The sequence below is a fragment of the Pseudonocardia sp. T1-2H genome (assembly GCF_038039215.1).
Taxonomy (GTDB): domain Bacteria; phylum Actinomycetota; class Actinomycetes; order Mycobacteriales; family Pseudonocardiaceae; genus Pseudonocardia.
On record NZ_JBBPCL010000001.1, the window covers coordinates 6,147,333 to 6,168,270 of the forward strand.

Genomic DNA, 20,938 nt, shown 5'->3' on the forward strand with positions numbered 1-20,938 from the left:
ATGACCGACGAGCAGACCCGGTCGCGGCCCGCCGGCGCCGGTCCGCTGGGCATCGTCCGCGGGCTGGCCTGGGACGTCGGGCTGCCCGCCGGGGCGTACTACGCGCTGCACCTGCTGGGCGCGTCGGACTGGGTGGCCCTCCTGGCTGCCACCGGGGTCGCCGGGTTGCGCCTGGTCTGGACGGCGCTGCGGGACCGTGCGCTCAACGCGTTCGCGCTGGTGATGTTGATCGTCTACGGCATCGGGTTGGTCCTGGCTTTCGCCACGGGAGATCCCCGCCTGCTGCTGCTCCGCAGCTCGATCACGACCGCCGCGGTCGGGGTCGCGTTCCTGGTCAGCGCCGCACTCGGCAGGCGGCCGCTGACCCTCGCGGCGCAGCAGAGCTTCTCCCCGGGGTCCGCGGCGGAGCTCGCCGAGGGGTACCGGACGCAGCCGCTGGCTCGGCACGGCCACCGGGTGAGCTCGACGGTCTGGGGCGCGGGCCTGGTCACCGAGTCCGTGCTCCGGATCCCGATCGTGTTCCTGCTGCCCGTCGACGTCGCGGTGGGGCTGTCCGAGGGCCTGCTAGTCGTGACGTTCGCGCTGCTGATCCTCTGGAACGGCTGGTACGTCCGGCGGCTCACGCGGTCCGGACGGGCTCCGGCTCGCGGACCACGAACAACGGCAGGAAGAGCTGGGTGAGCGGCCCGATCGCCAGCGCGTAGAGCACGGTGCCGACGCCGACGGTCCCGCCCAGCAGCCAGCCCGTCCCGAGCACGACGATCTCGATGGCCGTCCGCACCAGCCGGATCGACCGGCCGGTGCGGGCGGCGAACCCCGTCATCAGGCCGTCGCGGGGGCCCGGGCCGAGCCGGGCGCCGACGTACGCGGCGGAGGCGACGCCGTTGAGCACGATCCCGCCGGCCATCATCGCGACCCGCGGGACCAGGCCGGTCGGCGCGGGGAGCAGGGCCAGCGCGGCGTCGACGGCGAACGCGATCACCACGACGTTGGCCACCGTCCCGATCCCCGGGCGCTGCCGCAGCGGGATCCACAGCAGCAGCACGACGACGCCGGTCACCGCGGTGATCGCACCGAAGCTGATCGGGAGCCGCGTCGCGAGCCCCTGGTGCAGGACGTCCCACGGGTTGAGGCCGAGGCCGCCGCGGATCTGCATCGCCATCGAGGTCCCGTAGAGCGCGAGGCCCGCGAAGAGCTGGGACAGGCGGCGGAGCGGGGCGTGCGCGACGGGCAGGGGGCGGAGGTCGGGGGCGGCCATGATGTCGATCGTCCGCCCGATCCGGGCGGATACCGATGGCCAATCGGGGAGACGTGGCATCCTGGGGGCGAGCGCGACTGGCGGCAGGACAGAGGATGGCATCGACCATCGGGGAGCCGAGAAGTCCGTGGGGGTCGACCGCCTGGGCACCCACGATCATCGGGAGTCCGCATGACCGCACGTCTGTTGCCCGGTAAGCCCGTCGCCGAGAGGGTCCTGGCGGACGTCACCGCCCGCGCCTCCGCCCTGCGTGAGCAGGGGGTCACGCCCAGCCTGGCCACGATCCTCGTCGGCGACGACGACGCGAGCGCCGGTTACATCCGGATCAAGCAGAAGCAGGCCGCCGAGCTCGGCATCGACTCGCCGCACACCCACCTCCCCGCCGATGCCACCCAGGAGGACCTGGTCCGGGCGATCACCGGGTACAACCAGGACCCGTCCGTGCACGGGCTGCTGATCCAGTACCCGGTGCCCGGCCACCTGGACTACGACGCCGCGCTGTCCGTGATGGACCCGGACAAGGACGTCGACGGCATGCACCCGACGAACATGGGCCGCCTCGCCGTCGGCCTGCCCGGCCCGCTGCCCTGCACCCCCGCGGGGATCGAGGAGCTGCTGGCCTTCCACGAGATCCCGGTGTCCGGCCGCGAGGTCGTCATCCTGGGCCGGGGCGCGACGCTCGGCCGCCCGCTCGCGATGCTGCTCACCCAGAAGCGCCCGACGGCGAACGCCGCGGTGACGGTGGTGCACACCGGCGTCCCCGACTGGGACCGCTACACCAGGCGCGCGGACATCCTCATCGCCGCCGCCGGCGTCCCGGGGATCATCCAGCCGGAACACGTGAAGCCGGGCGCGACCGTCGTCGGGGGCGGGGTGCGGTACTCCGGCAAGAAGCTGCTGCCGGACGTCGACGAGTCCTGCGCCGAGGTCGCCGGCGCGATCACGCCGCGGGTCGGCGGCGTGGGGCCGACGACGGTCGCCATGCTCTTCCGGAACGTGATCGCGGCGGCGGAGAAGGCCTCCGCCTGACCTCACGAACGGCACTCCCGTCCGGCCCCGTGGGGCGGGAGTGCCGCTCGTCCGGGCTTCAGGCCCCGAGGTGCCGTACGAAGAAGTCCCGCGCCGGCGGGCTCGCGTGGTCGAAGCCGTCGACATAGGCGTCGAAGTGGCCGCCCGGCATGATCTTCAGCTCCTTCGGCTCGCGGGCGTGCTCGTACGCATCGATGGCGAGATGGGCCGGGGTGAGGTGGTCGCCCTGCGCGACGAGCATCAGCAGCGGGGTCGGGCTGATCCGGCCGATGTACGCGATCGGCTCGTACTCCCCGAGCATCTCGACGGTCCGCAGCGTGACCTCGTTGCGCCAGGACGGCGCGCGGAGCTTCCCGGTCTCGGTGAACCAGGTGTACGAGTCCGGGGTCGGCAGCGCGGACGGGGCGTTCGGGTCCTCGTCGACGACCGGCACCATCGCGGGCGGGTCCCCGGCGTAGCGGGCGGCGCGGTCGGCGTCGAACATCTCGCGGAAGCCGGCCCGGAAGTCCGCGCGGACCAGCTCCCCGATGTTGGCCGAGCCGCTGACCAGCGGGACCTGCGACACGATGGCCTTGACCCGGCGGTCGATCGCGCCCACGACGAGCACGTGGCCGCCGGAGTAGCTCGAACCCCAGATGCCGATCCGGGTGCCGTCGACCTCGTCGAGGGTGGTCGCGTGGGTGATCGCGTGCCGGTAGTCCCGGACCTGCGCGACCGGGTCGATCTCCTGGCGCGGCTCGCCGTCACTGGCGCCGAAGTTGCGGTTGTCGAAGACCAGCGCGTTCAGCCCGGCCGCGGCGAAGACCTCGGCGAACGAGTCCAGGTACATCTCCTTGACGGCCGAGAACCCGTGCGCCATGACGACCGTCGGGGCCGGGCCGCTCGCCCCTTCCGCCCGGTAGAACCAGCCCCGCAGCGTCGTGCCCTCCGCGTCGAACTCGATGTCCCGTCGTGTCCCGGTCATCCCGGCCTCCTCACGTCGTGGGACCCGAGTCTCAGCCGGTGGTCGCCTCGGCGGCTTGAACGGCCGCGCCACCTTCCGGCCGGTGCGCGCCAGACCGCGGGGCACCGGCGCGGTAGTCGCTGGGCGAGCAGCCGTAGACGGCCCGGAACGCCCGGCTGAAGTGGCTGCCGTCGGCGAAGCCCCAGCGGTGGGCGATCGACGTGATCGGAGCGGCCCGGTCGACCAGCTCCTCCCGGGCCCGCGCGAGCCGGCGGACGCGGACGACCTCTCCGACGGTGTGCCCGGTCGCGCTGAACGTGCGGTTGACGGTCCGCACGGACACCCCGTGGGCGCGCGCGACCGCCGCCGGGGTGACGTCGTGGCCGAGCAGGTGCCGGTCGATCCACCGCTCCATCGACGCCCGGAGCGCCGGAGCGGCCGGCCGGCCCTCCACCACGCCCGAGTCCGCCCGCGCCGCCCCGACCAGCAGTTCCAGGGTCGCGTTGCGGGCCGCGGCGACGGCGGACGGGCCGAGCGTGGGCAGCGCCTCCCGCAGCGTGTCGAGGTAGCCGCGCAGGAGCCGGACGGCGGGGGCGCCGCCGTCGAGCACGGTTCCGGTGCCCAGCCACGCGCGCCCGCCCACCTCCTCGAGCGCCGCGCGCGGCACGAGCAGGCTCCGCTTGCCGAGCGGTTCGTGGACGGCGAACGATGCCGCGACGGTGCTGTCCCAGAGCACGGCGTCACCCGGCCGCAGCTCCAGCCGGACCCCGCCCTGCTCGACGCTCTCCCGGCCGGCCAGCGTCATCAGCACGACGACGAACTCGCCGTCCGTCGCGGCGATCTCGCGGCGCCGGCGCACCCCGGAACACGGGCCGCACGCGCAGTCCACGAGGGCCAGGTCGTCGATCCACCACCGGCGGGCCCAGGCCGTGAACGGACGGTCCGGGTCCGGCGGCAGCCGCGCCTGCCAGGGCAGATGGGTCGCCGAGAGCAGCGACGCCCAGCCGTCGGGCCCCTCGGCAGGACCCGACGTCCAGTACTCGGCAGCCGTCACGGCACACCCCTGTCGTCCGACACCGGCGGCGAACAGGCTCGACGGTAGCGAGGGGCCGGGTGTTCCGCGACGGTTCGCGGGAGGTCCTCCGGGTCAGGCGGCGGACCCGGTGGCCCCGTGCGGGTCGATCACGTACTTGCGCGCCGCGCCCCGGTCGAACTCCTGGTATCCGCGAGGCGCGTCGTCGAGGCCGATCACGGTGGCGTTCACCGCGTCCGCGATGTGCGCCTTGTCGTGCAGGATCGCCATCATCAGGTTGCGGTTGTAGCGCAGCACGGGGCACTGGCCGGTGGTGAAGCTGTGGCTCTTGGCCCAGCCCAGGCCGAGCCGGACCTTCAGGGTGCCCTCCTGCGCGTCCGGGTCGCCGGCCCCCGGGTCCCCGGTCACGTAGAGGCCCGGGATACCGAGCTTCCCGGCCGCGCGGGTGACCGTCATGATGTCGTTGAGCACCGTGGCCGGCGCCTCGCCCGTGCCGCCGTGCCCGCTCGCCTCGAACCCGACGGCGTCGACCGCGCTGTCGACCTCGGGCACGCCGAGGACCTGCTCGACCTGGTCCGCGAGGGTGGCGTCCTGGGAGATGTCGACGGTCTCGCAGCCGAACGAGCGGGCCTGTTCCAGGCGCTCCTTGTTGAGATCGCCGACGATCACGACGGCCGCGCCGAGCAGGTACGCGGAGTACGCGGCGGCGAGGCCGACGGGGCCCGCGCCCGCGACGTACACGGTGGAACCGGTCGTGACGCCCGCCGTCACCGCGCCGTGGTAGCCGGTCGGGAAGATGTCCGACAGCATCGTCAGGTCGAGGATCTTCTCCATCGCCTTCTCGCGGTCGGGGATCTTGATCAGGTTGAAGTCGGCGAAGGGCACCATCACGAAGTCGGCCTGGCCGCCCTCCCAGCCGCCCATGTCGACGTAGCCGTACGCCGAGCCGGCGCGGGCGGGGTTCACGTTGAGGCAGACGCCGGTGTTCTGCTCGCGGCAGTTGCGGCAGCGCCCGCAGGCGATGTTGAACGGCACCGTGACGATGTCCCCGATGTCGAGGAACTGGACGTCGGCGCCCTTCTCGATGATCTCGCCCGTGATCTCGTGGCCGAGGGTCTGCCCGGGCGGGGCAGTGGTCCGGCCGCGGACCATGTGCTGGTCCGAGCCGCAGATGTTGGTGGTGACGTTTCGCAGGATCACCCCGTGCGGCGCTTCGCGGGTCATCCCCGTGGCCCGAGCGACGTCCTCGGGCACCTCCAGCTTCGGCATGTCGTGATCCTCGACGGTGACGACGCCCGGCTCCTTGTAGACCACAATCCTGTTTCCACCCATGACCCCTGCCTACTCCGGTGTGGCGGTGCTCACAACCGCTGGATGATGGTCCATAAGGTCCCGGACGGGCCGCACCCCTTGATCTGAAGTTCACTTCAGCTCCTACCGTCCCGGACCATGGACATGAACGCGTGGAGTGCCCTCCGCACCGTCTCGCGGGAGCGGGAGGCCGCCCGCGCGCCCGTGCCCGTCACGGCGCGCAGGATCGCGTCGTTCGCGAGGCCGCACCGGCGCCGGATCGGCGGCTTCCTGCTGCTCAGCGTGGTCGGGGCGGTCCTGACCGTCGCGACCCCGCTGCTCGCCGGCCGGGTCGTCGACGCGATCGACGCGCGGTCCGGGATCGACGTCGTGCTGCGGCTCGCCGGGCTGATCGCGCTGATCGCGGTGGCGGAGGCCGGGATCGGGCTCCTCACACGCCTGCTCTCGGCGACCATCGGCGAGGGCCTGATCCTGCGGCTCCGGACGGCCGTGTTCGACCACGTGCAGCGGATGCCGGTCGCGTTCTTCACCCGGACCCGCACCGGCGCGCTGGTCAGCCGGCTGAACAACGACGTCCTCGGCGCGCAGCGGGCGTTCAGCGACACCCTCTCCGGCGTCGTCGGGAACCTGGTGACGCTGGTGCTGACGCTCGTCGTCATGATCGGGATCTCGTGGCAGGTCACGCTGCTCGCGCTGCTCCTGCTGCCCGTGTTCGTCGTCCCCGCGCGCCGGATGGGGCGGCGCCTCGCCCGGCTGCAGCGCGAGGGCGCGGACCTGAACGCCGCCATGAGCACCACCATGACCGAACGGTTCTCCGCGCCGGGTGCCACGCTCGTCAAGCTGTTCGGGCGGCCGGACGAGGAGTCCGCGGAGTTCGCCGGACGCGCCGCCCGGGTGCGGGACATCGGGGTGCGCTCGGCGATGGTGCAGTGGGTGTTCATCACGGCCTTGACGCTGGTCTCGGCGCTGGCGCTCGCCCTCGTGTACGGCCTCGGCGGCGTGCTGGCGATCGGCGGCGCCCTGGCGCCCGGAGCCGTCGTCTCCCTCGCGATGCTGCTGACCCGGCTCTACGGGCCGCTGACCGCGCTGGCCGGCGCCCGGGTCGAGGCGATGAGCGCGCTCGTCAGCTTCGAGCGGGTCTTCGAGGTCCTGGACCTGGAACCGATGATCCACGACGCGCCGGACGCGCGTCCCGTGCCCGAGGGCCCGACGGCGCTGCGCTTCTCCCGGGTCCGGTTCGGCTACCCGGCCGCGGACCGGGTGTCGCTGGCGTCGCTGGAGGAGGTCGCGACGCTGGACACGCGCGGCGGCGAGGAGGTGCTGCACGACGTGTCGTTCGCGGTCCCGGCCGGGCGGATGGTCGCGCTCGTCGGCTCGTCCGGCGCCGGGAAGTCCACGATCGCGCAGCTCACCGCCCGCCTCTACGACGTCGACTCCGGCTCGGTGTCCCTCGGCGGCGTCGACGTCCGGGAGCTGCGCGCCGAGGCCATCCGCGGCGCCGTCGGGTTCGTGACGCAGGACGGGCACCTGTTCCACGACACGATCCGGGCGAACCTGCTGCTCGCCCGGCCCGGCGCGACCGACGACGAGCTGTGGGACGCCCTGCGCCGCGCCCGGCTCGGCACGTTGGTCGGCGGCCTGCCGGACGGTCTCGAGACCGTCGTCGGCGAGCGCGGCTACCGCCTCTCCGGCGGGGAGCGCCAGCGGCTCACGATCGCGCGGCTGCTGCTCGCCCGGCCCCGGGTCGTCGTGCTCGACGAGGCCACGGCCAGCCTGGACTCGACCTCCGAGGCCGCCGTGCAGGCCGCGCTGGGTGAGGCGCTGGAGGGGCGCACCGCGCTCGTCATCGCGCACCGGCTCTCCACGATCCGGAACGCGGACGAGATCCTCGTCCTGGAGGCGGGAACGATCGTCGAACGCGGCAGCCACGAGACCCTGCTCGCCCGTGACGGCCGCTACGCGGAGCTGTACCGCACCCAGTTCGCGGACCCGGCCACCGACACGGCCGCCTGACCCGGTGTCCCTCTCGCGACGGGACGGAGCGCGGTGTGCGTGGAGCAGGGGTCAGCGGAAGTCCTCGGGGTCGACGTCCGCGAGGAACTCCTTGAACTCCCGCACCTGCTCCGCGGGCGGGGCGTCGCTCCCGTTCGGGAAGAGCTCCGCGGTGGGCTGGCCGACCTCGTCGAGGATCTCGTCCGCCATCCCGATCGGCAGGCTCTCCCGGACCGCGATCGCCAGGGCGTCGCTCGGCTTCACCGGCACCCGCACCCCGCCGGAGATCACCAGATCGGCCGAGAACACGCCGTCGACGAGGGCCGTGACCTCCGCGCCCTCGAGCTTCGCGCCCAGCGCCTCGACCACGGGGACCAGCACGTCCTGGCTCAGCGAGGTCTCGTCGTCGCGGGCGCCGGCGGAGATCACCTCGGCCTGGGCCGGGCGCAGGAAGACCGGGACGCAGCGTTCGCCGTCGGCCTCGCCGAGGATCAGCACCGGCTGCCGGGAACGAGCGTGGACGACGAGCCGCAGCACCCGCATCGCGCGCATGCGCCCAGTCTGGCGGGCCCGGGGCCCGGCACCGGTCTCACAGTGAGACGCCGGGTCGGGCGAACCCCTCAGCCTCGGCCGATGAAGGGCATGGTCGTGGCGGTGATGGTCAGGAACTGCACGTTCGCCTCGAGCGGCAGCCCGGCCATGTACAGCACCGCGTCCGCGACGTACCGGGCGTCGAAGGTGGGCTCCGGGCGTACGCTGCCGTCCGCCTGCCTCGCGCCGGTCGCGATCCCGGCCGTCATCTCCGTGGCGGCGTTGCCGATGTCGATCTGGCCGCAGGCGATGCCGAACGGTCGGCCGTCGAGGGACAAGGACCTGGTCAGACCGGTGATCGCATGCTTCGTCGCGGTGTAGGCGGCGCTTCCGGGCCGTGGGACGTGCGCGGAGATCGAGCCGTTGTTGACGATCCGCCCGCCCTGCGGCTCCTGCGTGCGCATCAGCGCGAACGCCTCCCGGGCGCAGAGGAAGGAGCCGGTGAGGTTCGTGCCTACCGCGGCCAGCCAGTCCTCGACCTCGATCTCGTCCGGGGTGCCGGAGGGGCCGAACGTGCCGGCGTTGTTGACGAGCAGGTCGATCCGGCCCCAGCGCTCGCGGACCGCCGCGAACAGAACGGCCACCGACCCGGGATCGGCGACGTCCGTGGGCACGACGAGCGCGGCCGGCGACCCCGCGGCCGTCTTCTCCAGGGCCTCCCGGCGGCGCCCGGCCAGCGCCACCTCGTACCCGGCGCCGAGCAGCGCCTCGGCGATCACCCGTCCCAGCCCGGACCCGGCTCCGGTCACCACCGCCACTCGAGCGTTCATTCAGCCAGCTTCGCAGCTCAGATCGAGGATGCCGAACGCGAGCCGCGCGGTGAGCAGCGCGTCGAAGTTCCGCACGTCCAACCCGGTCACCTCGGCGACCCGGCCCAGCCGGTACCGCACGGTGTTCTCGTGGACCCCGAGAGCCCGGGCGGCCGCCCTCACCTGGGCCGCCGCGTCCAGGTAGGTCCGCAGCGTCTCGAGCAGGCCGGCCTCGCGCAGCGGGCCGAGCACGTCCTCGGCGAAGCGCCTGGCCTCGTCGACCCGGCCGCTGTTCGCCACCAGCCGCAACGGCCCCAGCTCCTCGACGGCGAGCACGCCGGACTCCCGGCCGAACGCGGCGGCGAGCTCGTCGACCCGGCCCGCCTCGGTATGGGCACGGGGGTGGTCGCCGGGGCCCGTGCAGGTCTCGGAGACGACGACGCGGTGCACGCCCGCGCCGTCGCCGAGCCCGTCCAGCACCGCGGCCGCGACGGCCCGGGAGGCCGCCGGGACCAGCAGGATCACCGCGCCGGGGATCGCGACGGCAGGAGGTTCCGCGCCGAGCACGCGGGACGCGGCGCGCACCACGAGCGACCGGCGGACGGCCGCGGGCAGGGGCGACGCGGGGTCCGGGACCGCGAACCGGAACAGCACGTGCGGCTCGTCGAGCGCGATCCCGCAGGCCAGGGCCCGGCGTACGAGACGGGGGCCGTCGCCTCCGCGCAGCAGGTCCGCCAGCAGGTCGTCCCGCTCGCGGCCGGCAGCCTCGTCGTGCCGCGAGTCCGCGAGCAGCCGCAGCGACAGGACCGCGGCGCCCTGCTCGGCGAGGCAGTCGTCGAGCGGCCCGAGCCGGCCGCCCATCTCGACCACCCCGAGGTAGCCGCTCAGCCGGCCCTCGGCGACCAGCGCGGCGACCAGATGCCGGTGCCCGATCCCGAGCGCGGGCCGGGCCGGGACGGTCGCAGTAGGCCGGTCCGCGTCCAGGGCGGCGAGGGCCTCCCGCACCCCGGCAACGGCCCTGACGTGCGGCGCCAGCGCGGGTGCGCGGTCCAGGCCGAGCCCGGGTGGCGCCGCCCACTCCCGGACCTCCAGGTCCGTGCCGTAGAGCACGACGGGCTTGCCCGCGAGCTCGGCCAGCAGCGTGACGACGGCGGGTGCGTCCGCCCCGCCGAGCGCGGCCCGGACGAGCCGGGAGCGCAGCGCCTCCCGGCGTTCGAGCAGGTCCAGCCGGCGGGTGAGCCGGGCGCCCGCGGCGGCCTGGGCGGCCAGGGTCCCGGCGAAGCGGGCGACGCAGTCCGCGAGGGCGACGTCCGCGTCGTCGAAGGTCCGTCCCCGCCGGTCGACGACCTGCAGCAGGGCGAGCACGTCCTCCCCGGCGGGCACGGGGACGACGAGGCGCGCGGAGCCCGGACGCGCCCGGAACCGGCCGTCGTCGTCGCGCAGGACGACCGTGCACCCCTGCGCGCCCAGCAACCCGGACAGGCGGCCCGCGACGGCGTCGAGGAGGTCGGGGACGGAGGCGCCGGGGACGAGCGCGGCGAGGTCGGACAGCGCCGTGACCACGGCGGCCGGGTCGACCGGGGCACGGGGGCACCGATCGATCGTCGCCAGCACCGACATCGGCACCCTCCTCGGTGAGACCCGTTGACCAGCGGTGACGTGCGCCACTACCGTGACAGCCCTAACGGGCGTTAGGCAAGGGTCCGCAAGGAACTCACCCACACGGAACTCGACGAGGAGAGCCGCATGGACGTCGGTGTACTGCTGGTGTTCCAGAACTGGCACGAGAACCTGAGCGACGCAGACATGTTCCGACAGGAGGCCGAGCTCGGCGTCCAGGCCGAACAGCTGGGATTCGACTCGGTCTGGGCGGCCGAGCACCATTTCGACGACTACTCGATGTGCCCGGACAACCTGCAGCTGATGTCGTATCTGGCAGGTCGGACGAGCCGTATCAAACTGGGCACCGGCGCGGTCATCCTGCCGTGGAACGATCCGCTGCGCGTCGTCGAGAAGGTGACGATGCTGGACATCCTGTCGCAGGGCCGCGTCGTCTTCGGGATGGGCCGGGGCCTCGCGAAGATGGAGTACGAGGGCTTCGGGGTGGACATGAACACCTCGCGGCAGAAGTTCGACGAGGCCGGCGAGATGATCCTGCGCGGGCTGCGGAACGGCTACGTCGAGAACGACGGGCCGATCTACCAGCAGCCCAAGGTCACCGTGCGGCCCGGCGCGGACCCGGGGACGGACTGGGCGGATCGGCTCTACGGCGTCGCGATGTCGCCGGACTCGGTGCCCGCGGTGGCGAAGCTCGGCGCCCGGATGATGACCTTCATGCAGTACCCGGCGGAACAGCACGCGGAGGCGATCAACCGCTACCGCGACATCTACCGCGCCGAGCACGGCAAGGAGCCGGGCCCGGTCCTCACCCAGGACTTCGTCTACTGCCACGAGGACCCGGCCGAGGCGGAGGCGACGGCGCGGGAGTACCTGAGCCGCTACTTCCTCTCCGTGATCAAGCACTACGACTTCGCCGGCGAGCACTGGCGGGACACGAAGGGCTACGAGGCCTACCAGGCCGGCGCGGACATGATCCGCGAGGCCGGCATGGAGGCCGCGGGCGCCGGCTACGCGGACACCCAAATCTGGGGGACGCCGGAGCAGATCGTCGAGAAGTACCGGCACCGCCTGGAGGTCCTGGGCGACCACCAGCCGAACATCGCCCCGTCCTTCGCCGGGCTGCCGTTCGACAAGGTGCGGGCGAGTCTGAAGCTCTTCGGCGAGAAGGTCGTGCCCGAGCTGAAGAAGATGGGAGTGAAGACCGCGGTGCCCGCCTGACCTGGCCCTGTGGGTCCCCGGGACGGTCCTTCCCGGGGGCCCGGGGCGGGCGTGGTTCGATGGCGCCCTCCTCAGTCGTCTCCGCCGGAAGGGACCGTCGATGACGGCAGCCGAGCAGCACCCCGCCGCGCCGCGGACCCGCTCCGGCGCCCGGCGCGCCGAGATCGTCGCGCTGGCCAGTCGCATGTTCCGCGAGCGCGGCTACGACGCCGTCGGCATGCGGGCGATCGCCGAGGCCGCGGACATGCAGGCCGCGTCGCTCTACCACCACTTCCGCAACAAGGAGGAGCTCCTCCTCGAGGCGATCTTCGTCGTCGATCGGGACCTGGTCGTGGACCAGCTCCCGATCCTCGACGGCGCCGGGGACCACCGCGAGCGGCTGGCGAGGCTGGTCCGCGGGCACGTGCTGCACGTCGGCGCCAACCGGGACGCCTGGTGGGTCGCCGGACGGGAAGCTCCGCGCGCTCTCCCCGGAGAAGCTCGACGCCGTGCAGGTCTACCGGCGCCGCTACCAGCACGCGATCGCGGACTTCCTCGCCGCGGGCGTCGCGGCCGGGGAGTTCGCGTGCCCGGACCCGCGACTGACCGCGCTCGCCGTGCTCGACATGCTCAACGGGCTCAACGGGTGGTTCACCCCCGGCGGCCGGCTGGGGATCTCCGAGCTCGCGGACCGGTACGCGGAGCTGGCGGTCCGGCTCGTCACGGCGTAGGCGCCTTCGACGCTCGTGCGCGGAAATCGTCGCCCTGGCGACGATTTCCGCGCACAGGCGCGTCAGCGCACGAAGGCGAGGAGCTCGGAGAGGTAGGTCTCGGCGTCCTCGACGAACGGAGCGTGGCCCACGCCGGGGAACTCGACCAGCCGGGCGTCGCGGAACAGCGGGATCGCGGCCTTCGCGCCGTCGAAGGCCACGAACGCGTCCTCGGTGCCGTGCAACGAGAGGACCGGGCAGCGGATCGTGCCGATCAGATCCCGCTGGTCCAGGGCGATCAGCGAGCGCATGGTCTCCGTGGAGCGCGTCCCGGTCTGCATGAACTGCAGCCAGAACCCCTCGACGACGTCGTCCCCGACCGGCTTGGCGCACACCGCACCGGCGATACCGCGGAACGTCGTCGGGCGGTCCGCCTCGAGGCCGGCGAGGATGCCCTCGACGTCCGCCGCGGTGCCGCCGTGGGGCCAGTCCTCCGTCCGGGTGTACCGCGGGGTGGCGCCGCCGGTGAGGACCAGTCCGCGGAGGTCGTCGCGCAGCTCCGCGGCCGCCGCGGCGACGACCGCGCCACCGAGGGACCAGCCGTTGAGCACGGGCTCGCGGAGGCCGAGGTGCCGGACGAGCGCGACGACGTCCGAGGCGATGGCCTCGATCGAGACGTCGTCGAAGTCCTTGTCCGAGCGGCCGCACGCGCGGTGGTCGATCAGCGCGACCTCGTGACCGGCCTTGAGCAGCGCGGTGAGCGTGGTGTCCCAGCACTGGGTGGTCGCGCCCCAGCCGTGGACCAGCACGACCGGCCGCCCGCCACCGCCCCGGTGGTGCTCGTAGTAGACCTGCTTGCCGTTCTCCACGTCGAGAAAAGCCATCGGTTCTCCTGTGTCGTCGTGACGGGGTGGGATACGGGGCCCGTTCACGCCCCCGAACGGAGGCGGGCACGGACCTCGGGGGCCACCTTGGTGGCCAGGTACTCGATCCGTTCCGAGCCGCTGTCGGTGGACTCGCCGGGCAGCTGCGCCCAGAAGTGCACGTCCTTGACCTGCGGGCGCTCGCGGAACAGGGCGGTCAGCTCGGCGACGGCGGTGCTCGCGTCCCACAGCACGTATGCCCCGGCCTCGAGGATCTGCGCCGGATCCGTGAACTGCGGCGTCTGCTCCGGCGGTCCGAACGCACCCCACGCGATGTACTGGTTGAGCTGGTAGAGCGCGTGCTTGCCGATCCGCGCCCAGACCCGCTCCGGGTCCTCCGCGACGATCGCCCACTGCCCCGCGTAGATCCGTGCGTCCGCGACCGATCCGCCCTGGCGCTCGACGGCGTCGAGGTAGATCTGCTGGTGGGCGTTCTGGGTGGAGAGGAAGCCGTCCGCGATCCGGGCCGCCCGCACGATCGCGGGGTCCGCCATCGCCCCCACCAGCAGCTGCGGCCGCTGCTCGGGCATCGGGGTGACCGTCAGGCCCGCGGGGAGCCGGAACCGCTTGCCCTCGAAGCCGCTGTCGTCACCGGCCCACGCCCGCCGGATGATCTCGACGCCCTCCTCGAGGAGGCTCGGCCGGTTCCGCAGCCGCTGACCGAACGCGTCGAACTCGCGCCGCCAGTAGCCCTGCCCGACACCGAGGTCGAAGCGGCCGCCGGTGAGCAGCGACAACGTCGCCGCGTCCTCGGCGAGCCGGACCGGGTCGTGCAACGGCGAGACGATCAGGTTGGTCCCGATCCGCAGGCTCGACGTCCGCTCGCCGATGGCCGATGCGAGCACGAACGGCGAGGGGCTGTAGCCGTCGTCGCAGAAGTGGTGCTCGGTGAGCCAGACCGACCCGACGCCCTGCTGCTCGGCCCAGCCGATCTGGTCCAGCACCTCGCGGTAGAAGGAGCCGAAGGGGCGGCCGGGGTCGGGGTTGCGGAAGTCGTACCAGAGCCCGAACGTCGGATCGGCCACGCCGCCACCTCCGTGTGCGGGCGGGCCACGCCGCCCGCCGTCCGCACCGAAGGCTGGCCGGGCGGGGCCCGGTTGTCACGCGCCCCGGCTCCGTCGCGTTGTGCACCCTTCCAAAAACGCGCCCTCCGCGGGCGGCGGCCCACCCGGAGGTCGTGGCGTAACGGCGTCACGTGATCACCGATGAACGGGTACTCGCTCCCCGCGAACTCGGAGACCCCATGCCGCCTCGTCCCGGGGCACGCCACGCCGGCGTGCCCGCCCCGTCCTGCTCGACGCCCGGCGGAGCGTGACCGTCACCCGCGAGGAGCACCACCAGGACGTCCTCGCGCAGTACGCGCCGGCGCCGGGCTCGACCCGTCGGATCGTCGCCGACCTCGCGTTCTGCCGGATCGGGGCCGGCAGGTACCGGGGCGAGCGCGGGATCGAGGTGCGGCTCGGCGGGCGTCGGGTCGGCGAGCTGACGCACCGGATGTCCGAACGCTATGCGGGCACGGTCGGGGCAGTGCTCGGGAGCGGGCGGCGGCCGGACTGCGAGGCCCTGGTGAAGCGCGGCGGCCGCGGGTTCGAGGTGGAGCTGTGGCTACCGGACGCGGCGGATCCGGCCCCGACGGCCGGGGCCCCGGTCGAGCCGGTGACGGACCGGTTGCCGCAGGTCCCCGGCCCGCCCGCCCCCTCGACGGCCGTACTCCCTCGGCAAGGCGGCCGCCCCGGCCAGGCCTCGGTACTCGCCGGGTCGGGCCCGGTAGTCGCCGGGTCGGGCCCTGCCGCGCCCGGCGGGAGCCGGCCGACCTCGTCGAGGCCGGGGATCGTCCTGGAGCCTCGCCGCCGCCGGCTGCGGAAACCGCACTGGACGGCGGCGAGCGCCGTGGGCGTGGTGCTGCTGGCGATCGGGATCGGGGCGGGGGACGGCGGGGAGGACCCCAAGGCGGAGGTGTCCGCGAAGACGAGCACGACGCTGCCGGATCCGACGCCCGTCCCGGAGGTCCCGGTCGCCGCGACGCCGACCCGGGCACCGTCGGTGGCCGCGGAGCGGGTCGCCCCCACCACGACGCGGGCGCGGGCGGCCGCGCCGCCGACCATCACGCGCGCGGCCGCACCGGCGGGCTGCAGCCCGAACTACAGCGGCTGCCTCCCGATCACGGACGACCTGAACTGCGCGGACATCACCGGCACGGTCCAGGTCCTCGGCAGGGACGTCTACAGGCTGGACGGCGACGGTGACGGCTACGCCTGCAATAGCAGCTGATCACCGGTCGAACATCCAGCGGCCCGGTTCCTCCCACGGCCCGCCCAGGTAGCGCCATGTGTGCGGGGACCTCGCGTGCGCCCCGGCACGTCAGGGTGGAGAAGGCGACCGCGGCGTTGCGCCCGACACCGGGTACGGACGTCGCGCAGCGCCGCACCGGCCTGCGGGAACGTGCGCAGGACTTCGCCAAGGCCGTGCCGGGCCGAGCCGGGCCCGCCCGAGCCTCACTGCTCGAGCACCCGTTTGAGCGTCCGCAGGTCCCCCGCGACCGCCTCGACGTCCGCCGCGAACTCCGCATCGCCCACCCCGGGCCGCCGCTGCACGGTGAACACGAGGTCCGAGCCGGACCCGTTCGGGACGACGCGCATCGGGTTCGTGACGACCTCGCCGGACGGCAGCTCGACGTCGTGATCCAGGACACCCCACGGGTTCGGCGCGGCGAACGTCACCGCCACCCGGCCCATCGGGGAGTCCGCGAACCAGCGCCCGTCGACGCGCTCCATGCTCCCGGCGAGCCCGGCCGCCCACACGGGCAGATGCACGGGATCCGCGACGTACTCCCGGACCCGCTCGGGCCTGCGCGCGATGTAGACGCCCACGTGGCGGGACGTGCTGTCCGGTGTGGTCATGGCTGGTGTCTATCAAGCATCGACGGACCGTGACGGTCCGGCGACGTACGGTTCGTCCGATCGGTAACGAAACGGCGTCGACGGCGATCAAGGACATGGCCCCCGTTCGCTCCCCGCATCGGAGTTCACCCCATGTCTTCCGCCCCCGGCCTGGCCGTGCTCGAGCCACGCCGCACCATCCTCGTCACCCAGGTCGAGGACCATCAGGACATCCTCGCCCCCCACGCGCCCGTCGGCTCCGAGCGCCACGACGTCCTCGTCGAGCTGGCGTTCTGCACCGTCTCCGCAGGCATGTACGCGGGCAGCCGCGGCATCGAGGTCCGCCTGGACGGGTACCGCGTCGGCGAGCCACCCCGACGATGTCGCACCGCTACGCGGAGCTCCTCGAACAGGTCTACGCCGCCGGCCAGCAGCCCGGCGCGGAGGCCGTCGTCAAGCACGGCCCGCGCGGCGTGGAGATGCAGCTGCGGCTCCCGGTCCTCGACGAGTCCGAGGAACCGACGCGGATGACCCCGGTCGTCGAGCCGCTCACGTCGCACGTCGAGGACCTTCCGCAGCAGAACCAGGGGTCGGACCTCGGCTTCGTCCCCGCCCAGCAGGCCGAAGGCGCCTGGATGCAGCAGGACCCGTGGCCCGAGCCCGAGACGGTGACGGGCTACGCCGGCCCGTACGAGCCCGGCTACGACGCGTTCCACGACGACCGCGCCGGCGCGGTGGCCCCCGCGCCCCGCCGGTTCGAGCGCGGGCGACTCGGCAGGTCGGCCTGGATCGCCGCGGGAGCGGCGGCGGCCGTGCTGATCGGTGTCGCGGTCCTGGTGACCAGCGGCGGGGGCGACGAGCCCACCTCGTTCTCGGCGTCCACCACGCTGCCCAGCCGGGCCACGCCGGCCACGACCGCGCCCGTGCCGACGACCACCACGGCCGTTCCGGCCGAGACGACGCAGGCCGAGGCGGCCGCCACCACCCGGCGGCGCGCGGCCGGGCAGCTCACGCTGACGGTGGCGCCGGCGCCGCGGGCCTCGGTCAGCCCGGCACCGGCACCCGCCGCACCGGCACCGACCGGCGGGCTCCTCCCCCGCTCGGGTGCCACCGGAGGCACCGGCGAAACCGGTGGCCCGGGAGGCACCGGGGAGCCCGCTGGCGGCGCGGGCGGAACCAGCGAGACCCCGACCGACTGCCCGGACACCGCGACCGGCGGGGGCACCAGCCAGAGCCCGGGGCCGATCCAGATGCAGCCGACCTGCACCTCCGCCGCCAGCTGACCCTCCTCCCGCCGGCAGCGGCTCCTCCCGGCCCACGGGGGGACGCTGCCGGACCTTCCCCGGCGACGTCCCGACCACCTGCCTGAACGCCCGGCTGAACGCCGCCTCCGAGCGGTAGCCGAGCGTCCCCGCGAGCTGCGCGACCGTCGCGTCCCCGTTCTGCAGCCGGTCCCGCGCGACGTGCATCCGCCAGCGCGTCACGTACGCCATGACCGGCTCCCCGACGAGCTCGGTGAACCGCGCCGCGAAGGACGAGCGGGACAGGGCCAGTTCCGCGGCGAGCGACGCGACCGTCCAGTCCCGCGCCGGGCCCGTCGCCGTGCTCCAACAACGCATAGCGGTCGTCCCGACCACGCTCGCCGAGTTCGTGCCCGCACTGCTCCGCGAGGCCGGGGAGCCCGTCCGGGCCGTCGGCCGCTCCGCCGAGACGTCGACGGCGCCACGACCCTGCTGGCCACGGGCCCGGGCTGAGAGCGAGGTCTCCCGGACCGGGGATGGCCACTCCGCCTCCCGGGAGGCAGAGTGGACCCCCGGTCCGCTTCCCCGGACCGTCTCGTATCGGACGACCCCGGGGAAGACGTGCAGCACGAGCAGCGGCGCTATGCCGCGCTACGCGCGGACCAGGAGACCATCGCCCGGGCGGCCGCCTGGCTGCGACACGACGCCGTCCAGTCGCAGTACGCCGGGCTGAGCCGCCAGGAGTACGCGTTCGGGATGGCGTCCCTGCTGGACGTCGTCGCGATCAACCTCGCGGACCTGCCGCCGTCGCTGCGGGACCACGCCGTCCGGGTCTGCCGGACGATGCTGGGGGACCGGATGGACATGCCCGCCACGAGACGGACCCGACGCCGTTGAGCTGCGGAAGCACCAGTTGTCCACAGCTGTGGACGGACGTGTGGGCAACTCGAACGCGCGTTCGATGTCGCCCTCTCCTCAGAGCTCGGCCGGCCCTTCCTGGGGATGCGTCCCCAGCTGCTCGGCCACCGCGCCCATGATGTCCTGCACCGCGATCGTGTCCGCCAACGGCATCACCGCGCTCTCGGTCCGACCTGCGGTGATGCACTCCGTGACCTCGATGAGCTCGTGCGAGTACCCGCCGCCGAGTGGTGGCCGGACGATCGTCTCCGGCTCGTGACCTTCGCGCTGCAGCAGGATCGCGGACGGGTGGTGGAAGCGCGGGAGCACCTCGATCCACCCCCGGGTGCCGACCACTCGCGCCATCCCCGGGGTCTGACAGCGCATCGAGGCGAACGTCGTGGCGGTCCGGCCGTCCGGGTAACCGAGCAGGACGGACTCCTCGACGTCGACGCCGCCCGCGTCCACCACCCCGTGCGCGTGCACCGTGTCCGGCGTCCCCAGCACCATCTGCGCGAACGAGAGCGGGTAGACGGTCAGGTCGAACACGGCCCCGCCACCGAGCGCAACGGAGAAGTACCGGTCGCTCGGGTCCGCGTTCTGCTTCGCGCCGAGCTCCACCTGCACGGCCGCCACGTCGCCGATCGCCCCGTCCGCGATCAGCTCCCGCATCCGGACGACGGCCGGCTGGAACCGCGTCCACATCGCCTCCATGACGAAGATCCCGCGCTCCCGGGCGAGGCCCACGACCTCCCGGGTGGCCTCGGGCGTCACCGTGAAGGCCTTCTCGACCAGCAGCGCCTTGCCGGCCCGCAGGGCGGCGAGGGCGATCGCGCGGTGGTGCGGGTGCGGGGTCGCGACGTACAGGACGTCGACCGCCGGATCGTCGAGGATCGCCTGGTAGGAGCCGTACGCGGTGCCGATGCCGTGCTCGGCGGCGAACGACGTCGCCCGCTCCTTGGAGCGCGAGGCGACGGCCACCACCTCCGCCCCGGGGACGTACGGGAAGTCCCGGACCACCTTCGCCGCGATGCGGCCCGGGCCGACGATCCCCCAGCGGACGGTCATTCAGCGCACTCCTTCCATGAGCCGGCGCAGCACCGGCGCGAGCAGGGCCACCACGGCCCCGACGATGATCGCGACGGCCCCGAGGACGCCGAAGTACGGCACCTCCGACTCCGCCGAGTAGTACCCCGCGAGCGTGCCCGAGAGCGCCGAGCCCAACGCGACCGACAGGAAGAACAGCGCCACCATCTGCGTCCGGAAGGCCTCGGGCGCCAGCTTCGTGGACAGCGACAGGCCCACCGGCGAGATCAGCAGCTCGGCGATGGTGAACACGAACAGGATCCCGACCAGGCCGAGCAGCGGCGCGCTCGCCGGGCCGCCGCCGACCATCGGCAGGAACAGCAGGAACGCGACGCCCATGATCGCGGTGCCGAGCGCGAACTTGACCGGTGTCGACGGCTGGCGCGGGCCGAGTTTCGTCCACAGCGCCGCGAACGCCCCGGACAGCACGATGATGAACACCGGGTTGATCGACTGCACCCAGGACACGGGCATCTCCCAGCCGAACAGCGAGCGGTCCAGCCGGGAGTCCGAGTAGAGGGTGACGACGGTGAACTGCTGCTGGTAGAGCGACCAGAACACCGCGCTGGCGATCCACAGCGGGATGAACGCGAGCACCCGGCGGCGCTCGATCCGGGTGATCCGGCGGCTGGCGAGGATGAGGACGAAGTACCCCACCGCGGCGACGACGGTGACGCCGACGACGATCGCGTTCAGCCGGTCCGCACGCAGCACCCCGGTGAGCCCCAGCACCACGATGACGACGACACCCGCGAGCGCGACGCCCGCCGCGACCAGCCGCTCCCTGCCCGCCAACGGTGCGGGGACCTCGGCCGCGGAGCGGGGCAGCCGGCGTCGGCCGACCGTGTACTGGGCGAGCCCGAGCGCCATGCCGAGCGCGGCGAGGCCGAACCCGTAGTGGAAGCCCAGCGTGGTCTGCAGCAACCCGGTGAGCAGCGGCCCGAGCAGCGCGCCCAGGTTGATGCCCAGGTAGAACAGGGAGAAGCCGGCGTCGCGGCGCTCGTCGCCCTCGGCGTAGAGGCTGCCGACCAGCGAGGTGGCGGTGGCCTTGATCCCGCCGCTGCCGAGCGCGACGAGCACCAGCCCGACGCCGACCCCCGCGAGTCCGGGGAGCACGGCGAGCGCAATGTGCCCGGCCATCACCAGCACGGCACTGAAGAACAGGGTGCGTTCGGCACCGAGGAGCCGGTCCGCGATCCAGGCCCCGGCGACCGTCGAGAGGTAGACGAGCCCGCCGTAGGCGCCGATGATGCCGGTGGCGGTGGTCTCGTCGATCCCCAGGCCGCCCTCGGCGGTGGAGTAGATCAGGTAGAGCAGCAGGATGCCCTGCATCCCGTAGAACGAGAACCGCTCCCACAACTCGACGCCGAACAGGGTGGCCAGCGGGCGCGGCTGCCCGAAGAACGTCGGCCCGGAGTACGGCGAGGCGGTGCGGTCGAGCTCGGTCACGGCGGCCACCCTTCCACCGCGGGGGGCGAC

At 73.6% G+C, this 20,938-nt stretch carries 20 protein-coding genes and 2 pseudogenes; 9 read left to right on the forward strand and 13 right to left on the reverse strand.

Going from position 1 to position 20,938, the window contains the following annotated elements:
• Positions 1-681, forward strand: a complete 681-nt coding sequence (locus tag WBK50_RS30305; RefSeq protein WP_341338836.1) for a VC0807 family protein — start codon at positions 1-3, stop codon at positions 679-681.
• On the opposite strand, the gene yczE is transcribed toward WBK50_RS30305, so the two are convergent.
• Positions 620-1,258, reverse strand: a complete 639-nt coding sequence (gene yczE / locus WBK50_RS30310) for a membrane protein YczE (RefSeq protein ID WP_341338837.1) — start codon at positions 1,256-1,258, stop codon at positions 620-622. The two genes, WBK50_RS30305 and yczE, sit on opposite strands and share 62 nt — an antisense overlap.
• A gap of 171 nt (positions 1,259-1,429) precedes the next feature.
• Between yczE and WBK50_RS30315 the strand changes: the two genes are divergently transcribed.
• Positions 1,430-2,287: a bifunctional 5,10-methylenetetrahydrofolate dehydrogenase/5,10-methenyltetrahydrofolate cyclohydrolase gene (locus WBK50_RS30315; RefSeq protein WP_341338838.1), complete on the forward strand. Its 858-nt coding sequence runs from the start codon at positions 1,430-1,432 to the stop codon at positions 2,285-2,287.
• A gap of 58 nt (positions 2,288-2,345) precedes the next feature.
• Here the strand turns inward: WBK50_RS30315 and WBK50_RS30320 are convergent, their stop codons facing one another.
• The 3 genes from WBK50_RS30320 to fdhA form a co-directional block, all read right to left on the reverse strand.
• Entirely contained in the window at positions 2,346-3,251 is a 906-nt protein-coding gene (locus WBK50_RS30320; RefSeq protein WP_341338839.1) for an alpha/beta hydrolase, read from the reverse strand.
• A 31-nt stretch (positions 3,252-3,282) separates the two neighbouring features.
• On the reverse strand, positions 3,283-4,284 hold the full coding sequence (locus tag WBK50_RS30325; RefSeq protein ID WP_341338840.1) for a helix-turn-helix domain-containing protein: 1,002 nt from the start codon (positions 4,282-4,284) through the stop codon (positions 3,283-3,285).
• A 93-nt stretch (positions 4,285-4,377) separates the two neighbouring features.
• Positions 4,378-5,595, reverse strand: a complete 1,218-nt coding sequence (gene fdhA, locus WBK50_RS30330; RefSeq protein ID WP_341338841.1) for a formaldehyde dehydrogenase, glutathione-independent — start codon at positions 5,593-5,595, stop codon at positions 4,378-4,380.
• A gap of 117 nt (positions 5,596-5,712) precedes the next feature.
• Between fdhA and WBK50_RS30335 the strand changes: the two genes are divergently transcribed.
• Complete coding sequence (locus WBK50_RS30335; protein ID WP_341338842.1) at positions 5,713-7,587, forward strand: ABC transporter ATP-binding protein; 1,875 nt, start codon at positions 5,713-5,715, stop codon at positions 7,585-7,587.
• A 51-nt stretch (positions 7,588-7,638) separates the two neighbouring features.
• On the opposite strand, the gene WBK50_RS30340 is transcribed toward WBK50_RS30335, so the two are convergent.
• The 3 genes from WBK50_RS30340 to WBK50_RS30350 all read right to left on the reverse strand — a co-directional run bounded on the left by WBK50_RS30340 (position 7,639) and on the right by WBK50_RS30350 (position 10,526).
• A complete protein-coding gene (locus tag WBK50_RS30340) occupies positions 7,639-8,118 on the reverse strand; it encodes a bifunctional nuclease family protein (protein WP_341338843.1) in 480 nt (159 codons plus the stop codon).
• Between the two features lie 68 nt (positions 8,119-8,186).
• On the reverse strand, positions 8,187-8,927 hold the full coding sequence (locus tag WBK50_RS30345; protein ID WP_341338844.1) for an SDR family oxidoreductase: 741 nt from the start codon (positions 8,925-8,927) through the stop codon (positions 8,187-8,189).
• Entirely contained in the window at positions 8,928-10,526 is a 1,599-nt protein-coding gene (locus WBK50_RS30350) for a helix-turn-helix domain-containing protein (protein ID WP_341338845.1), read from the reverse strand.
• Between the two features lie 126 nt (positions 10,527-10,652).
• Here WBK50_RS30350 and WBK50_RS30355 point away from each other — a divergent pair, with 126 nt between their 5' ends.
• The 3 genes and pseudogenes from WBK50_RS30355 (at position 10,653) to WBK50_RS30360 (ending at position 12,454) form a co-directional block, all read left to right on the forward strand.
• Positions 10,653-11,744, forward strand: coding sequence for an LLM class flavin-dependent oxidoreductase (locus WBK50_RS30355; protein ID WP_341338846.1), 1,092 nt, complete (start codon positions 10,653-10,655; stop codon positions 11,742-11,744).
• 100 nt (positions 11,745-11,844) lie between these two features.
• Positions 11,845-12,036 (forward strand): annotated as a pseudogene (locus WBK50_RS35490) (helix-turn-helix domain-containing protein); the annotation flags it as partial.
• 25 nt (positions 12,037-12,061) lie between these two features.
• The gene (locus tag WBK50_RS30360; protein ID WP_341339558.1) at positions 12,062-12,454 is read left to right on the forward strand and encodes a hypothetical protein; all 393 of its coding nucleotides are present in this window, start codon (positions 12,062-12,064) and stop codon (positions 12,452-12,454) included.
• Between the two features lie 62 nt (positions 12,455-12,516).
• Here the strand turns inward: WBK50_RS30360 and WBK50_RS30365 are convergent, their stop codons facing one another.
• A complete protein-coding gene (locus tag WBK50_RS30365) occupies positions 12,517-13,317 on the reverse strand; it encodes an alpha/beta fold hydrolase (RefSeq protein WP_341338847.1) in 801 nt (266 codons plus the stop codon).
• A 44-nt stretch (positions 13,318-13,361) separates the two neighbouring features.
• Complete coding sequence (locus WBK50_RS30370; protein WP_341338848.1) at positions 13,362-14,381, reverse strand: LLM class flavin-dependent oxidoreductase; 1,020 nt, start codon at positions 14,379-14,381, stop codon at positions 13,362-13,364.
• Between the two features lie 286 nt (positions 14,382-14,667).
• On the opposite strand from WBK50_RS30370, the gene WBK50_RS30375 reads away from it, so the two are divergent.
• Positions 14,668-15,627, forward strand: a complete 960-nt coding sequence (locus WBK50_RS30375) for a hypothetical protein (RefSeq protein ID WP_341338849.1) — start codon at positions 14,668-14,670, stop codon at positions 15,625-15,627.
• A gap of 224 nt (positions 15,628-15,851) precedes the next feature.
• On the opposite strand, the gene WBK50_RS30380 is transcribed toward WBK50_RS30375, so the two are convergent.
• Positions 15,852-16,256 carry an SRPBCC family protein gene (locus WBK50_RS30380; RefSeq protein ID WP_341338850.1) on the reverse strand — a complete coding sequence of 135 codons (405 nt, stop codon included), beginning with the start codon at positions 16,254-16,256 and terminating at the stop codon, positions 15,852-15,854.
• A 359-nt stretch (positions 16,257-16,615) separates the two neighbouring features.
• Here WBK50_RS30380 and WBK50_RS30385 point away from each other — a divergent pair, with 359 nt between their 5' ends.
• Complete coding sequence (locus WBK50_RS30385; protein WP_341339604.1) at positions 16,616-17,518, forward strand: hypothetical protein; 903 nt, start codon at positions 16,616-16,618, stop codon at positions 17,516-17,518.
• A 54-nt stretch (positions 17,519-17,572) separates the two neighbouring features.
• On the opposite strand, the pseudogene WBK50_RS30390 reads toward WBK50_RS30385, so the two are convergent.
• Positions 17,573-17,854, reverse strand: a pseudogene (locus WBK50_RS30390) (helix-turn-helix transcriptional regulator); the annotation flags it as partial.
• A 243-nt stretch (positions 17,855-18,097) separates the two neighbouring features.
• On the opposite strand from WBK50_RS30390, the gene WBK50_RS30395 reads away from it, so the two are divergent.
• Complete coding sequence (locus tag WBK50_RS30395; protein WP_341338851.1) at positions 18,098-18,373, forward strand: hypothetical protein; 276 nt, start codon at positions 18,098-18,100, stop codon at positions 18,371-18,373.
• 78 nt (positions 18,374-18,451) lie between these two features.
• On the opposite strand, the gene WBK50_RS30400 is transcribed toward WBK50_RS30395, so the two are convergent.
• Complete coding sequence (locus WBK50_RS30400; RefSeq protein ID WP_341338852.1) at positions 18,452-19,441, reverse strand: Gfo/Idh/MocA family protein; 990 nt, start codon at positions 19,439-19,441, stop codon at positions 18,452-18,454.
• Positions 19,442-20,908, reverse strand: a complete 1,467-nt coding sequence (locus WBK50_RS30405; protein WP_341338853.1) for a peptide MFS transporter — start codon at positions 20,906-20,908, stop codon at positions 19,442-19,444.
• Between the last annotated feature and the right edge of the window lie 30 nt (positions 20,909-20,938).

What these genes read in the sequence shown, in the direction of transcription:
- WBK50_RS30305 (WP_341338836.1), top strand. Translation starts at nt 1, where the DNA reads ATGACCGACGAGCAGACCCGGTCGCGGCCCGCCGGCGCCGGTCCGCTG.
- yczE (WP_341338837.1), bottom strand. Translation starts at nt 1,258, where the DNA reads ATGGCCGCCCCCGACCTCCGCCCCCTGCCCGTCGCGCACGCCCCGCTC.
- WBK50_RS30315 (WP_341338838.1), top strand. Translation starts at nt 1,430, where the DNA reads ATGACCGCACGTCTGTTGCCCGGTAAGCCCGTCGCCGAGAGGGTCCTG.
- WBK50_RS30320 (WP_341338839.1), bottom strand. Translation starts at nt 3,251, where the DNA reads ATGACCGGGACACGACGGGACATCGAGTTCGACGCGGAGGGCACGACG.
- fdhA (WP_341338841.1), bottom strand. Translation starts at nt 5,595, where the DNA reads ATGGGTGGAAACAGGATTGTGGTCTACAAGGAGCCGGGCGTCGTCACC.
- WBK50_RS30335 (WP_341338842.1), top strand. Translation starts at nt 5,713, where the DNA reads ATGGACATGAACGCGTGGAGTGCCCTCCGCACCGTCTCGCGGGAGCGG.
- WBK50_RS30340 (WP_341338843.1), bottom strand. Translation starts at nt 8,118, where the DNA reads ATGCGCGCGATGCGGGTGCTGCGGCTCGTCGTCCACGCTCGTTCCCGG.
- WBK50_RS30345 (WP_341338844.1), bottom strand. Translation starts at nt 8,927, where the DNA reads ATGAACGCTCGAGTGGCGGTGGTGACCGGAGCCGGGTCCGGGCTGGGA.
- WBK50_RS30350 (WP_341338845.1), bottom strand. Translation starts at nt 10,526, where the DNA reads ATGTCGGTGCTGGCGACGATCGATCGGTGCCCCCGTGCCCCGGTCGAC.
- WBK50_RS30355 (WP_341338846.1), top strand. Translation starts at nt 10,653, where the DNA reads ATGGACGTCGGTGTACTGCTGGTGTTCCAGAACTGGCACGAGAACCTG.
- WBK50_RS30365 (WP_341338847.1), bottom strand. Translation starts at nt 13,317, where the DNA reads ATGGCTTTTCTCGACGTGGAGAACGGCAAGCAGGTCTACTACGAGCAC.
- WBK50_RS30380 (WP_341338850.1), bottom strand. Translation starts at nt 16,256, where the DNA reads ATGACCACACCGGACAGCACGTCCCGCCACGTGGGCGTCTACATCGCG.
- WBK50_RS30385 (WP_341339604.1), top strand. Translation starts at nt 16,616, where the DNA reads ATGTCGCACCGCTACGCGGAGCTCCTCGAACAGGTCTACGCCGCCGGC.
- WBK50_RS30400 (WP_341338852.1), bottom strand. Translation starts at nt 19,441, where the DNA reads ATGACCGTCCGCTGGGGGATCGTCGGCCCGGGCCGCATCGCGGCGAAG.